Annotated in this window: 12 protein-coding genes and 1 pseudogene; 11 read left to right on the top strand and 2 right to left on the bottom strand. The window is 50.8% G+C overall.

All coding sequences use genetic code 11. From position 1 onward, the window contains the following. Positions 1-32 precede the first annotated feature (32 nt). A complete protein-coding gene (gene panB / locus ADH68_RS04260) occupies positions 33-851 on the bottom strand; it encodes a 3-methyl-2-oxobutanoate hydroxymethyltransferase (protein WP_068961902.1) in 819 nt (272 codons plus the stop codon). A gap of 423 nt (positions 852-1,274) precedes the next feature. On the opposite strand from panB, the gene ADH68_RS04255 reads away from it, so the two are divergent. The 4 genes and pseudogenes from ADH68_RS04255 to ADH68_RS04240 all read left to right on the top strand — a co-directional run bounded on the left by ADH68_RS04255 (position 1,275) and on the right by ADH68_RS04240 (position 3,856). Continuing rightward, positions 1,275-1,478, top strand: a complete 204-nt coding sequence (locus tag ADH68_RS04255; protein WP_084274177.1) for a transposase — start codon at positions 1,275-1,277, stop codon at positions 1,476-1,478. A gap of 98 nt (positions 1,479-1,576) precedes the next feature. Further along, positions 1,577-2,491 (top strand): IS982 family transposase, encoded by a 915-nt coding sequence (locus ADH68_RS04250; RefSeq protein ID WP_084273910.1) that lies wholly within the window; start codon positions 1,577-1,579, stop codon positions 2,489-2,491. Positions 2,492-2,515: 24 nt separating this feature from the next. Continuing rightward, positions 2,516-3,091: pseudogene (locus ADH68_RS04245) on the top strand (IS5 family transposase); the annotation flags it as partial. Between the two features lie 132 nt (positions 3,092-3,223). Then, positions 3,224-3,856, top strand: coding sequence for a hypothetical protein (locus ADH68_RS04240; RefSeq protein WP_068961904.1), 633 nt, complete (start codon positions 3,224-3,226; stop codon positions 3,854-3,856). Between the two features lie 90 nt (positions 3,857-3,946). Here ADH68_RS04240 and ADH68_RS04235 read toward each other — a convergent pair whose 3' ends face one another. Beyond that, positions 3,947-4,888, bottom strand: a complete 942-nt coding sequence (locus ADH68_RS04235) for a hypothetical protein (RefSeq protein WP_068961905.1) — start codon at positions 4,886-4,888, stop codon at positions 3,947-3,949. Positions 4,889-5,217: 329 nt separating this feature from the next. On the opposite strand from ADH68_RS04235, the gene ADH68_RS04230 reads away from it, so the two are divergent. From ADH68_RS04230 to ADH68_RS04200, 7 genes are all read left to right on the top strand, one after another. Further along, positions 5,218-5,940, top strand: a complete 723-nt coding sequence (locus ADH68_RS04230) for a LexA family transcriptional regulator (RefSeq protein ID WP_068961906.1) — start codon at positions 5,218-5,220, stop codon at positions 5,938-5,940. Next, positions 5,940-7,259 carry a leucine-rich repeat domain-containing protein gene (locus tag ADH68_RS04225; protein WP_068961907.1) on the top strand — a complete coding sequence of 440 codons (1,320 nt, stop codon included), beginning with the start codon at positions 5,940-5,942 and terminating at the stop codon, positions 7,257-7,259. Before ADH68_RS04230 ends, ADH68_RS04225 begins: the two co-directional genes overlap by 1 nt. Position 7,260: 1 nt before the next feature. Next, the gene (gene trmB, locus ADH68_RS04220) at positions 7,261-8,019 is read left to right on the top strand and encodes a tRNA (guanosine(46)-N7)-methyltransferase TrmB (protein ID WP_068961908.1); all 759 of its coding nucleotides are present in this window, start codon (positions 7,261-7,263) and stop codon (positions 8,017-8,019) included. Positions 8,020-8,053: 34 nt separating this feature from the next. Further along, positions 8,054-9,163 (top strand): Mrp/NBP35 family ATP-binding protein, encoded by a 1,110-nt coding sequence (locus ADH68_RS04215; RefSeq protein WP_068961909.1) that lies wholly within the window; start codon positions 8,054-8,056, stop codon positions 9,161-9,163. Positions 9,164-9,172: 9 nt separating this feature from the next. Beyond that, positions 9,173-10,495: a glycosyltransferase family 2 protein gene (locus tag ADH68_RS04210; protein ID WP_068961910.1), complete on the top strand. Its 1,323-nt coding sequence runs from the start codon at positions 9,173-9,175 to the stop codon at positions 10,493-10,495. Next, positions 10,495-12,570 carry a DUF4922 domain-containing protein gene (locus ADH68_RS04205; protein WP_084274180.1) on the top strand — a complete coding sequence of 692 codons (2,076 nt, stop codon included), beginning with the start codon at positions 10,495-10,497 and terminating at the stop codon, positions 12,568-12,570. Before ADH68_RS04210 ends, ADH68_RS04205 begins: the two co-directional genes overlap by 1 nt. 324 nt (positions 12,571-12,894) lie before the next feature. Continuing rightward, positions 12,895-14,175, top strand: coding sequence for an MFS transporter (locus ADH68_RS04200; RefSeq protein WP_068961911.1), 1,281 nt, complete (start codon positions 12,895-12,897; stop codon positions 14,173-14,175). Positions 14,176-14,535: the final 360 nt, after the last annotated feature.

Here is a 14,535-nt window from a genome sequence, read left to right as displayed (position 1 = left end):
AGGGCGTTTGTTGTAGGTAAGGTGTGGTACGGTCAATACTGCTCCGAGGCGTTGGGGAAGTCGGATGTCTTCACGTCGTCGACATAGTGGGCCACCGCGTCGTTGATGATTGTCGACAAATCGGCATATCGGCGCAGGAACCGCGGGGAGAATCCCTTGTTGATGCCGAGCATGTCGTGCATCACGAGCACCTGTCCGTCAGTGCCGCCTCCGGCACCGATGCCGATTGTTGGGATGATGAGTTGTTCCGACACACGCTTGGCCAGCGCGGCGGGTATCTTTTCGAGTACTATGGCGCAGCATCCTATCTCCTCAAGCATTTTTGCGTCGGAGATAAGTTTCTCGGCCTCGGCCTCCTCCTTTGCGCGCACGGCATAAGTGCCGAATTTATTGATTGACTGCGGGGTAAGGCCGAGATGTCCTACCACCGGTATGCCGGCGCAGAGTATGCGCTCGATCGACTCGCGTATCTCGGCGCCCCCTTCGAGTTTCACGGCTTCGGCGCCGCTCTCTTTCATGATGCGTATTGCCGAGTCGAGGGCCTGCTTGCTGTTGCCCTGATAGGTGCCGAACGGCAGGTCGCATACAACCAATGCGCGTGTCACACCTTTCACTACCGATGTGGCATGGTATATCATCTGGTCGAGAGTCATCGGCAGTGTCGTCACATTGCCTGCCATCACATTGGATGCGGAGTCGCCGACGAGTATCACATCCACTCCGGCCTCGTCGATGAGTTTGGCCATGGAGTAATCGTAGGCGGTGAGCATAGCTATCTTTTCGCCACGCTGCTTCATTTCGGCGAGTCGGCGTGTGGTGACCTTGCGACGGTCCTCGGTATAAGTTGACATTTCTTGTTTTACGTTTTTTAGTTAGAGCTTGTTTAAGAGCTTGTTTAATAATAAATGTTACCGTCAGAGGGCTTTTGGGGAGCAAAGTTAGGCAACTTTACCGAATCATCGGCTCATTATACCTTAAAACTTGTAAATTGGGCTTGCGCAGTTATGTCAGCGCAGTTATGTTGTAGAACATAAATATACTGACTATATATTTTAGGGAAATATGCGGCTTATTTAGAGGGTGTTTCATAACAACTGTTAAGATAGTCCATCAAAAAAATGTCCTCTCCTTTAGCAGAGGCATTTTTTTGATGGACTATCTTAACAGTTGTTATGAAACACCCTCTTAGAGATTGTCTAAAAATTAGTGCGAAATAATGTTATTAGGCATAACAAACCCTCAATCAGAGTGTTGAAAGAGAAAAGGCTAATATTATGCACGAAATCAATCTCTATCAGACACATCTGACCGAGGGTCAGTGGTCTTATATAAACAAAGAATTCCTTGAAAATGATAGACGCAAGAGAAAATATTCACTACAATCAGTTTTTGAAGCTATCCTCTACCTATTGGCCAGCGGTTGTCAATGGCGAAGGTTGCCTCACGACTATCCCGCGTGGAAAAGTGTCTATTATTAACGTGAGTTCGACGAAAATTAATTAGATGAGAAATTGGTGATTAGCGATAAAAGTATTAAATTTAAAGGACTCAATTTCAAACAAATACTCTTATCGCTATGCTCACCGAAGACAAAATTACTGAAATATTCGTGATTGCAGATGAATTCTGCAAAGTTTTTAATGCGATGCTCCGTCGCAGAGGTCTTTCGAAGATTCGTACGGACAGGAAGCGGGAATATCATCGAGATTGCCGTCTGTCGCAGGCGGAGGTCATTGTTATCATGATCATGTTCCACAGTTCCAACCATAAATGTCTCAAACACTTTTATCTGAACGAGATATGTCAGCGATACAGGCATCTGTTCCCCGAAACAGTCTCATACAACAGATTCACGGAGCTGGAGAAATCAGTGGTCGTTCAGTTCGTGATATTCGTAAAGAAATGTCTGCTGGGAAAATGTACCGGTATTAGTTTTGTCGACAGCACACTGCTACGTGTGTGTCGCAACCAACGGATACACATGCACAAGGTGTTCAAAGGAATAGCGCAACGTGGGAAGTGTTCGTTAGGTTGGTTCTACGGATTCAAGCTACATCTGATATGCAACGACAAGGGCGAGATTCTCAACTTCATGATCACTCCGGGAGATGTTGATGACCGGGAACCTCTGAAAGTGAAGTCGTTTGTCGAGTTCATATACGGCAAGATGGTCGGTGACAAAGGTTATATCGGCAAAGACCTGTTCTGCAAGCTGTTCATTGACGGAATCCAATTGATCACAAAACTGAAAAACAACATGAAAGGCGGTCTGAGATCAATGTATGACAGAATACTTCTGAGAAAACGGGCTATTATCGAAACTGTAAACGACCAACTCAAAAACATCGCTCAGATAGAACACTCGCGACACCGTTCATTTCCGAATTTCATCGTTAATCTCATTGGTGGGATAGCGGCTTATTGCCTGTTTCCAAAGAAACCGAGGATAAACTTAGAACGCGTGTATGATAATCAGCTGACTCTATTTTGATTATTTTCATCGAACTCACGTTATTATTACTACCATAAATGGAGACAAGAGGGTCGTGTCGAGCATTTCCTTGAGAAACTCGTCAGAAAGATACGTCGCAAACGCGGCCAGGCATCAAGTCCGAGTGTTGGCGCGATGGATGCCCAAAGTGTCAGATGGGGTAGCAGACAGGGAGATAACGGATATGACGGCAACAAAAAAGTCAAGGGTGTCAAAAGGAATATCATCACCGACCGCAATGGCTTCATCCTTGCGAGGAAAGTCTGTAACGCTGGTATTCACGATTCAAAAATGGCTCATGATCTATGCGGACTGGCGGATGATGTATGGGAAGACCTGCGCAAGGTATTGTCCGACCGAGGGTATCGGGGAGACGTGGACAAAGACATTGAAAAAGACTTCGGCATCGAGCTTGAGGTATCCAATACCCCCAATGGAGTTAAGGGATTCCTGCCAAAGCCGCTCAGATGGGTGGTTGAGAGGACTTTCGCATGGCTTGACTCTTGCCGCAGACTCGCCCGGAACTATGAGATACTGAATGAATCAGCGGAAGAAATGATTGATTTCGCTGCCATAAAATTTTTAATCAATAAAATTTAGACAATCTCTTAATATAATGAATAGGGACATTAGACTCTATGAACCTGTCATGCCCCGATATTCAATAAATCCATATACAAATATTAGAAATAATCCGATGAATCCGTATTTTAATATTAAAAACCGTTAACGATGAAACATTTGTATTATAACGTTAGTTTCAACGAGTCTAAGAAAGTCGGCATTTTGAGCAAACCTAAAGATTGGCAGCCCTTCCCGATTGAGAGATCTGGTGTCCCGGTAGAGAATATCGATAAGTTGATTCTTACGCTTAAAAATGGGAAATATGCCGATTTTATGTTTAGTGTTGGGTGTGCCTATTTCTTGTCTCCACGCCTTAAGGAGCTGTTTGAGCACTATGTTGCCGATTCGACTCTTATTGAGTTTTATCCGGTACCGGTGGTGAGTGAGCAATATGGTGACAGGACATACTATCTGCTTCATTTCACTCGATGGTGCGATGTCAGAAACGAGCAGATGACCAGCTTTATGCCTCGATCAAAGTATCCGGCACGTATGGTGCTGGACTATAATAAGGTGTGCAATCTGACGATTTTCAACAGTGATTCCTATAATATCTCCTTTCTTATGAGAGACGAGGTAAGGCGCGCTATCAAACGGGAGAAGATGCATATAGGCATTGCATTTGACCCGGTCGAGTGTTCGGGCGTTCCTGAGGAGTTACAGAAAAAAGGCTATGCGTGCGCCAATCCCCGGAAGCCGATATGGAAATGCCTGTCGTTCCCCAAAGGCAAAATCTGGTAATTATTTACCAAATATGCAGTTTAAAATATTGTGAAATTGCTTCTTACAGTCAGCGTTGCTATTAACGACAATCGCAACGCTGATATTCAATTATTTCATAATTTTAATTGTATCTATCACCTGGTTATTTCTTATGTGTTTTACAATAAGCAAGCCTTTGTATGAGATTTGTGATATTGAAGCTAAATCATTGGTAACCCCAATGCGATTTCCGTTTATATCATATATTTCAAATCTGTCATTATCTCCGTAAGCTGAATCGGATAAGGGTATCGTTTGGATTGAATTAGTTGGAGATACAATTCCACCCGGCTGCAATTCAATGGTGTATACTGTTTTCCCATATTTGTTTTCAGCGGTGAAGTCAATCCAAGCATAGAATAGTGAGGTAATATGGTCAGCAATGCCATAAGCGATAAGTGGCTCATAAATAAATTGTGCTTTCATTTTTGCCCCATATTCTTCTTCAACCGTAACAAGTATTTTATCAGCTCCATAATATTTCACCTTGAAGTGAGCATCATAGGAATAATACGGAGAGTTGTCAACGATTTTTTCGATTGTGGCATACTTGATAATCGGCTTGAGTTCGAGACTTATCTTAAACGGTATGGCATTGAGCTCACGGCCATTTGATGTGCAAGAGAAATAAAGTTTGGCCTCAATGTCGCCATCGACATTTATCTGATACTGCTCCTCATTATCAATCTTCGGAACGGTGCATGAAAGTCCTGTATCAGGGAGTGATATGGTGCTGAAACTGCCGTCGGCGAGAGGGAGCTGCAAGGTCCACTTTGGATTGGTAATGGACAGAGAGCCGGCATCTATCCGGAATGTGTGCGGTTCGTATGCCGATGCAAGCCCCGTGTCGGGTACATCATCACTGATTATTTTGATTGAGGCAGACCCTGCTGTGGTGTAACTATCTGAATAAGATATTGATACGATATCTTGTGCGGAGATTGTCGGCCCTATGCACAGTGCGAGGGATATTGCAATGCTCTTCAATATGGTTTTAGTAAAATTATTCATATATTATGTGATTAAATTGGTTTATCAGACAAATGACACGGTATCATCGATAATAGTCGGATTGATTGCCATTTTTGCAAAAATAAGCTAAATATTTGAAAATTGCAAATAAAAATGGGTGTATTTGCATTAAAATGAAAAACATTTTGTAAGATTGAGTTATGAATAATTGCATTAGTGGCTTGTTTAATAATAGATGCTACATACAGTGGCGTATTATAAACTAATCTTGGTTACATTCGAGGACAGAAAAAATGACTTTTTCTTGCAAGATAACAATTAAAGGTGTAAATTTGCCAAAAGGACTATAAACACACCTTAATATAAAAATGAGCTCAGAATTTAGAAAACAGATATCTCTTGACAAAGAGAAGGCCGCCGCGGTGGTAGGCCGTGTGCGCCATCTTATGGGGCTTACACGCCTGTCGCAGGCGCAGTTTGCGAAAAAAATCGGTCTTGACCCCGCCAACATATCCAAGTATATCAACGGGCATCTGCCGATTACCGACAATCTCATCAACCGCATCGTTGTAAATACAGGCGTGTCGCGCGAGTGGCTACGCGACGGCATCGGGCTTCCGTTTGACAAAAATCATGTGGCTACTCCGGCTGTCGCCAGAGTGGAGCCCGGTTTTCAGATGTTTCAGCAGCGTTCGCTCCCTATCTATGATATCGCTGTGCTCGCCGGTGTCGAGGAGCTTGACCGCGCGTTTACCCAGGAAAATGTAATCGGCTACCTCACTATGCCTCATCTCAGCCCCAACTGGGCCGTGGTGCAGGCACAGGGCAATTCGATGATGCCGATAATAGAGAGCGGGGCCTATCTCGCCTTCCTCCCCGAGAATGAGTTCCCCATGATTGCCTGGGGAGAGATATATATAGTGGTGATGGAAAACCGCCGTGTAGTAAAGTATGTGCGTCGCCATGACAATCCCGAGAAGATAATACTCAAGAGCGCCAATGAGGATTATGACCCGATGGAGGTGGACAAGAGCGATATCGTGGCCATGTATCCGGTGAAAGCCATAATCAACATGCATTTATGCCATTGATGGGCAGGATCTTTGACGGCTTTTCGCGGACGATGATTGCAGCCGTGGCGGCATTTGCAGCCATTCCCGGAGCTATGGCCCTGACTGTCGTGTCTGATACTCCGGGCACACTGTCGTCGGCTATCGGCGGGGTGCCCTCCGACACCCGTGTGCTTGTGCTGGAGGGGAGGGTATACTCCTCGGAACTCGCGGTGCTGCGCGACAGCATGCCGATGCTTGAGGAGATTGATATGCGCAGGCTCTCTGTCGAGCCGGCCCGCATACCTCCGTATGCTTTTGCCGTGATGCCTCTGTCCAATGTGCTGTTGCCCGATGACATCGAGGTAATCGGTGAGGGCGCATTTGCCGCCATCCCCGCAAAGGAGCTCACATTGCCTTCACGGCTCGATTCGATTGCACCGTATGCATTTGCCCACAGCGGGCTTGTGTCGCTTGCGCTTCCCGACGGTCTGCGCGCTATCGGGCGAAACGCTTTTGGCGACTGTGTGTCGCTGTCGGACATCTCCGGAGGCAAGGGAGTCGTGACGGTCGGCGAGTCGGCGTTTCACGGCGCGTCGTTCCGGCGTCTTGACCTTTCGCATTGGGCGAGTCTGCGCTCTGTAGGGGCGCGTGCTTTTGAGGGTTGCCGGTCGCTTGCCGGAGTGTCACTCCCCTCAGGCATAGCCTTGGGCGAAGGCCTGTTTCTTGGATGCGGCGCCCTGACCGAAATACAAGTCTCTGGCATTGACCATCTGCCGGCTCTCATGATTGCCGGCTCTCCGGATGCCGATGTCTCCGGAATACTGGGTGAGGGATTGCGTACTATAGGGGCTTACGCCATGTCGGGAAACCGTGCGCAGGATATTGTGCTCCCCTCCACTCTCGATTCTATCGGCGACCACGGCATGGAGCGTATGCTTGAGCTCGCATCGATGGATGCGTCGGCTCTGCGTTCGGTGCCGGCTCTCGGCGAAGATGTATGGGATGAGGTCGACAAGTCGGCTGTGAAACTTGGAGTGGCTGAGGATATGGCCGACAGTTTTGCCGGCGCACCGCAGTGGCAAGAGTTTGACATCACCCGCTCTACCGGCACTGTCGATGACATCGGGCAGGACGCAGACGGGATTGACCTGCGCTTTGACGGCACTGTGCTGAGAGTGTCGGCCTCGCGCGACATCTCAAGAATCGAGGCCGTGTCAATCGACGGCATAATGCTCGCCGACATAACCCCGGGAGCTCCGGAGGCCGCGATTGATGCCTGCCGGTGGCCCGGCAGAGTATGCGTGGTGACGGTGACACTCGTGGGCGGAACAAAGACAACATATACATTATCAAGATGATATGGGAAAGAATAAATTGAAGAAATTCAGCGAGGTAGAGCAGATGAAGTGTGTGTTCCAGTATCCGTTCAGAGTGCTGGAGGAGCAGGGATTCCCCATGCGCGGACAATGGAACCGCGAGTATTTCCACAACGACAACCCCATCGTGCTTGAACTCGGATGCGGCAAGGGGGAATATACCGTCGGGCTCGCCGAGCGTTTCCCCGATAAAAATTTCATAGGGATTGATATAAAAGGAGCGCGCATATGGTCGGGCGCCCGTCAGGTAACTGACAGGAACATACCAAATGCGGCATTCCTGCGTACGAGTATAGAGCTGATACCATTCTTCTTCGCTTCCGGAGAGGTCGACGAGATATGGATTACATTCCCCGACCCCCAGATGAAGAAGGTAAACAAGCGTCTTACCGGCACACGTTTCATGAATCTGTACCGCAAGGTGATGAAGCCCGACGGCATCGTGCATCTGAAGACCGACAGTCCGTTTCTATACAAGTATACCGGCCTGATGACCGCCTTGAACCGGTTGAGGATGGTGGCCGACACTGCCGACCTTTACGCTTCGCCGGAGGGTGCGGGCGACATACTCGGAATCCGCACGTTCTACGAGCAGCAATGGCTCGACCGCGGCCTCACCATAAAATATATCGCCTGGCATCTCGACCACGATACCGTGCTGGCCGAGCCCGACGAAGAAATAGAGCCTGACACATACCGCAGCTTCTCCCGCGGAGAGCTGCAGATGCCCGATATGCTCTGACAAAAGAAGCTAACAAAACAAAAACTCTAAGAATATGGAGACACTATATCCGCGTCTGATACTTGACGCATTGAGCAATGTACGCTATCCCGGCAACGGGAAAAATATAGTCGAACTCGGCATGGTTGAGGACGACATTCGCATCGACGGAAACACTGTGAGTTTCTCGCTGATATTCGACAAGCCGACCGATCCGTTTGTGAAGTCGCTCGTGAAGGCCGCCGAGACGGCGCTGACCACATACATTTCGCCCGAAGTGGATGTAAAGGACCGCATCGGCGTGAAGTTCCGTAATCCAAATCCTGCTCCTCGTCCCGACAATCCTCTTAAGGGCGTGAAGAATATCATTGGTGTCTCATCCGGCAAGGGTGGGGTAGGCAAGTCGACCGTGGCAAGCAATCTGGCCGTGGCCCTGGCACGCATGGGCTACAAGGTGGGGCTGCTCGACGCCGATATTTTCGGACCCTCGGTGCCCAAGATGTTTGGTGTGGAGGACGAGCCTATATATGCCGAGAATGTCGACGGGCGTGAGATGATTGTGCCCGTTGAGCGCTACGGAGTGAAAGTGTTGTCAATCGGATTCCTTGTCGACCGCAACAGTCCTGTGCTCTGGCGAGGCGCCATGGCTTCCCGTGCACTCAACCAGCTGATTACCGACGCTCTCTGGGGCGAACTCGATTACTTCCTTATCGACATGCCCCCCGGCACAAGCGATATCCATCTTACACTCGTGCAGACGCTCGCCATCACCGGTGCTGTAATTGTGAGCACCCCCCAGGAGGTGGCGCTGGCCGATGCCCGCAAGGGTCTGGCGATGTTCCGCGACGACAAGGTCAATGTTCCCGTGCTCGGTATCGTGGAGAATATGGCATGGTTCACACCTGCGGCACATCCCGACGAACGTTACTACATTTTCGGACGTGACGGTGCCGTGAAACTTGCCGAGGAATTTGGTGTAAGGGTACTTGCACAGATTCCGCTCGTAGGCAGTATCTGCGAGGGCGGCGACAGCGGAGCACCTATAGCTCTGCGCGACAGTATTACAGGAGAGGCATTCATGAATCTTGCCGGAAATCTTGTGGAGGCTGTCGATGAGCGCAACCGTGCTCTTCCCCCCTCGGCCAAGGTAGAGACTCATTCATAATTAATTGTAATGATAACATTGTATCACAACGAAAATGCCGACACACTCCGACGGCATCTGTGTGCAGTCGCCGCACGTCCCGACGAGGTGATGGCGCTTCCGGGATGGTCGGTGACAATGCTGCCGGGTGCCGCACGACGTATGCGTCAGGTGCTCCGCGTCACCGGCGCCGCGCTTGTGTACGGCGATTGCTGGCTGCGCCAGTCCGATGGCTCTCTGCGTATGGCAAAGAGCGAGGAGTGGCAGCCGGGAGCTTTGCGCGAGGGGTTCGACATGGGGCCCGTGTGGATGGTGTCGCCGGTGGCAATGGAGAGTGCTCTCGGCACTTTTGGCCATGAATACACCTATGGCATGCTTTATGCCCTGCGGCTTGCCCTGCAGCGTCAGGGGCCTGTGGTAAGGCTCGGCGAGCCACTTTGTATCGCCGAGCGTGTCGAGACCGCAGCCGACCAATGGGCATATGTCGACCCGGCCAACCGTGAGCGGCAGATTGAGCTTGAGGATATATGCTCTGCCCATCTGAAAGCTGTCGGCGCCTACCTGGAAGGGGAGTCTGCGCGTGTCGACCGCACGCACACCGACGGTGGCGAGTGGCCGGTAGAGGCATCGGTTGTGATACCTGTGCGCAACCGTGTCGCCACAATCGGCGATGCCGTGCGCAGTGCGTTGTCGCAGGACGCTGATTTCAACTATAATGTGATTGTTGTCGACAACCATAGCGACGACGGCACTACTGAACTGCTCGACAGCCTCGCCGCCGGAGATTCCCGTCTTGTGCACGTAGTTCCCGAAGAAGAGGGGCTCGGCATAGGCGGATGCTGGAATACTGCTATCCTGCATCCCGCCTGCGGACGTTATGCGGTGCAGCTCGACAGCGACGACATATATTCTTCGTCCGACACATTGCGCCGGGTGGTCGATACATTCCGCCGCGAGCGTTGCGCAATGGTAGTCGGTAGCTATACACTTACCGATATCGACGGGAACACCATACCCCCCGGACTGATTGACCATCGGGAATGGACACGGCTTAACGGACGCAACAATCTGTTGCGCGTAAACGGTATCGGCGCTCCGCGTGCATTTGTCACCTCGATTGCCCGCGACCTGCTTTTCCCTAACTCAAGTTATGGCGAGGATTATGCCATGGCTCTGGCCATATCGCGCAGATGGCATGTGGGACGGATATTCGATTCCATATACATGTGCCGTCGCTGGAGCGGCAACTCCGATGCGTCGTTATCGCCCGAGAAGCTCAGGGAATTCAATCATTATAAGGACTCGCTGCGCACGATGGAGATTGTCGCGCGCCGGGCTTTGAATCGCGACTGATGGATAGACAACAGATACTTGACTGGATTGCCGACGGGCTTGAGCGATGGCCCGAGGCCGCCGAACGCCATCGGATGGTGGCTGCATGCGGGCCGCGAGTGCTCGCCCGTTATGAGGGTTTTGAGTGGAAAGCCCTGCTGTTGCCGGCCCGCAAGGTAAGCACGCTTGCACGCCTTGATGCCGGCAGTGTGGCCGCGCGGCCATGTTTTCTGTGTGCCGCCAACCGACCGCAGCAGCAGGCGGCTATGCCATGGCGCGGTTATGAGATTCTTGTGAATCCGTTCCCGGTATTTCCCAATCATCTTACAATCGCCGCTACAGACCACACACCACAGCGTATACCGGGCCGTATAGCCGACATGGCAGCTCTTGCCGGCGAGCTGGAAGGCTTTACAGTAATATACAACGGAGCGCGCAGCGGAGCATCGGCCCCCGACCATTTCCATTTTCAGGCAGTGCCTTCGGGATATATCGACATGCTGCGGTTTGACCGCGGACCCGTCTACAGCCGCCGGTTTATAGGCCGCGACGCCGACACTGTGGTGAGGGATGTCGAGCAGTATCTCCTTTCGGCCGGACTGTCGGACGACGGAGCCGAGATGCCGGTGAATATTGCCATGGAGCGTCTTGATGACGGTAATCTGCTGGTAAGGGTTGTGCCGCGTCGCGCACATCGTCCCTCATGTTACCCGACACCTGCGGTAAGCCCCGGCGCGATTGACATATTCGGCACTATTGTCACTGTCAGCGATGATGATTTCATGGCGCTTGACCGTGATTGTCTTGAGCGCATCCTTGCCGAGGTAGCCTATCCCAATCCTGACCGTTGTATACGTGTCGGCATAATGAGTTCCCGTAATCCGGAATTCACGCTCAACGGACGTTATGAGCGTGTGGCCGACACTTTCTTTCCCCTCGACGATGATGCCTCGTTTACTCTTGAGGATGTGCCTGTGGGGAGCCAGTTTCATTGGGAGCATACCGAGCGGCGCACATATCCGGGCACTCTTGAGTTGCAACGCCGCTCCGACGGCACTGTCGGGGCGGTCAATGTAATCGGCATGGAGCGTTATCTTGAAGGTGTCATCGGGGCCGAGATGAGCCCGGAGTCGCCCGACGAACTTCTGAAAGCCCATGCCGTGATATCGCGCAGCTGGGCATACAAGCAGATTGCATGCCGCGAGGCGCTTCATTATACCGCGCAGTGTGACTGTGGCTTAAAGGAGGCCGGCGACGAACATATAAGATGGTATGACCACGACGACCACACCGACTTCGATGTGTGTGCCGACGACCATTGCCAGCGCTATCTCGGTCTGCCCGCCGAGGAATATAGTGTAAAGCTGCATGAGATAATCCTGGCCACTTCAGGCGAGGTGGTGCTTGATGGCGATGGCTCTCTGTGCGACACTCGTTTCTCCAAATGTTGCGGAGGAGCGTTTGAGGAGTTTGAATACTGTTGGGAGCCGGTGCATCATTCATGTCTTGAGGCGGCACGCGATACCGTGCCGTCGCATCCCGTGTCTGATTTGCGTGATGAGGAAGAGGCCGTAAGGTGGATTATGTCGGCTCCGGAGGCGTTTTGCGCCTCGCCCGATGCCGCTGTTCTGCGAAGTGTGCTCAACCGCAGCGATTTTGACACCACTCCCGATTTCTACCGCTGGACCGTGACATATACTCCCGACGAGCTGTCGGATATAGTGCGCGAACGCTCGGGCATTGATTTCGGCATGATAACCGGTCTTCAGCCGATAGAACGAGGTAAGTCGGGCCGTATCGTGCGTCTGCGTATCACCGGCACATTGCGTACGATGACCGTAGGCAAGGAACTCGAGATACGACGCTGGCTCTCTCGCAGTCATCTCTACAGCTCGGCTTTCGTGGTGGAGCGTGGCGATGAGGGTGAGTTTATACTACATGGCGCCGGCTGGGGGCATGGAGTGGGACTATGCCAGATAGGTGCCGCTGTAATGGCTTCGGAGGGGTATGACTATCGTACGATTCTGCGCCACTATTTCAACAACGCCGATATAAGAGCTTGTTTAATAATAAATGTTGCCGGCAGGGTCGTATAGCTTGAGTCGATTTTCGACATGTGCCGAAGGAGTGTACTTTATGTACATGACTGAGGAACAGGACGAAAAGCGGCCAAGATATACGAGACAAAAGGTAGCTTTATAACCATTTAATCTCTTGCCTGTTTTCAAGCAAATGTAAAAATATATCAACAATATGGAACAAATTACCTCCCGTCGGTCATTCGCCGGCATCTTTCCGCCCGCTCTTCGGTCGTTATGGAGCCCCATAACGACCTCATCACAAGCGAAAATCTGCTCGCCGACTGACCGCCCTGACGGTAACATTTATTATTAAACAAGCTCTAAAGCAGATATAGAATCATGTCAGGAAAGAAGGGAGAGATAACACCATGGGCCTGGGTGAGTACGCTGTATTTCGCCGAGGCTATGCCTTATGTGGCTGTGATGACGCTGTCGGTGCTCATGTACAAGGTGATGGGTGTCTCCAACGGTGAGATTGCCTTTTACACATCGTGGCTCTATCTCCCGTGGGTCATAAAGCCACTGTGGAGTCCGTTTGTCGATCTGTTCCGTACAAAGCGATGGTGGATTATCGCCACCGAAGCCCTGATAGCCATCGGGCTTGCCTGTGTGGCGTTTACCCTGCCCGGCGCATGGTTTTTCCGGTTGTCGCTTGCATTCTTTTGGCTTACTGCATTTGTGAGCGCGACCCACGATATTGCCGCCGACGGATTCTATATGCTTGCTCTCACTCCTCATCAGCAGGCCTTTTATGTAGGCATACGCAGTACCTTCTACCGTATAGCCACGATTGCCGCACAGGGAGGCCTTGTCGCGGTTGCCTGGGCAATAGGCGAGAGCGGAGTGAGTGTGGCCATGTCGTGGGCCATCGTCATGGGAATTATCTCCGCCTGTTTCTTTATTTTTGCATTGTATCATAGCCGTGTGCTTCCCCGTCCGGCAATCGACCGTCCTGCCGAGGGTATTACCGTGAGGAATGCCGGAAAGGAATTCTTGCGCACGTTTGCCACCTTCTTCAGAAAACCGCAGGCTTTGGCGGGCATCCTTTTCATGCTCCTTTACCGTGTGCCGGAGGCGCAGTTGGTCAAGCTGATTAATCCGTTTCTTGTCGACGGACGTGATGCCGGAGGGCTTGGACTAAGCACCGGAGAGGTCGGTCTGGTATATGGCACCGTAGGGGTCATCGGTCTTACCGTAGGCGGAATTGTCGGAGGCATAGTCACAGCCCGCGGAGGTCTGAAAAAATGGCTTTGGCCTATGGCGTGGAGTATATCTCTCACATGTGCCACATTCTGCTATCTGGCATGGGCGCAGCCGACATCGCTTCTTACAATATGTGCCTGCGTAGGCATCGAGCAGCTTGGCTACGGATTCGGCTTCAGTGCCTATATGCTTTATCTCATTTATTACAGCGAGGGTGAATTGCGCACGGCACATTATGCCATATGCACCGGCTTCATGGCCCTTGGCATGATGTTGCCGGGCATGGTGGCCGGATGGATACAGGAGCAGCTCGGCTACCTCGGATTCTTCTGGTGGGTGATGATATGCTGCGTTGTGACGATTGCAGTTACCGCCCTCGTTAAGGTGCCTGCCGGCTTCGGGAAAAAACATGTTTAAAAACATGTAACCCCAAAATAGAGCATTAAAATGCCGTTTAGCCCTCATTTTGCCTGTTGTTAAGTGGAATTTAATTGAAAATTAATGGTGGATATATCCGGTAGTTAACCGGGTAGGCTTTATTTTGCAGTCGAAATCACAATAAGTACCTGCCATACGGTCGGGCTTATCGTGGTATCAACGCAGTGTAACCAAAAATACTCGAAACGATAGATGCCTGTGATACCGCTTCGCAGACATCGGCAAAACAAAAAATATGAGAAGACAAATAGTAATTATTTTAGCTCTCCTGATTTGCTTGTCGGGCTATGCGCAGAAACAATATGACTCCTACAAGGGGTTGGTCATGGCAGGCTATCA

The organism is Muribaculum intestinale (genome assembly GCF_002201515.1).
Lineage (GTDB): Bacteria > Bacteroidota > Bacteroidia > Bacteroidales > Muribaculaceae > Muribaculum > Muribaculum intestinale.
Note: the sequence above shows the minus strand (reverse complement) of the source record. Positions and strands in the feature narration are given on the sequence as shown.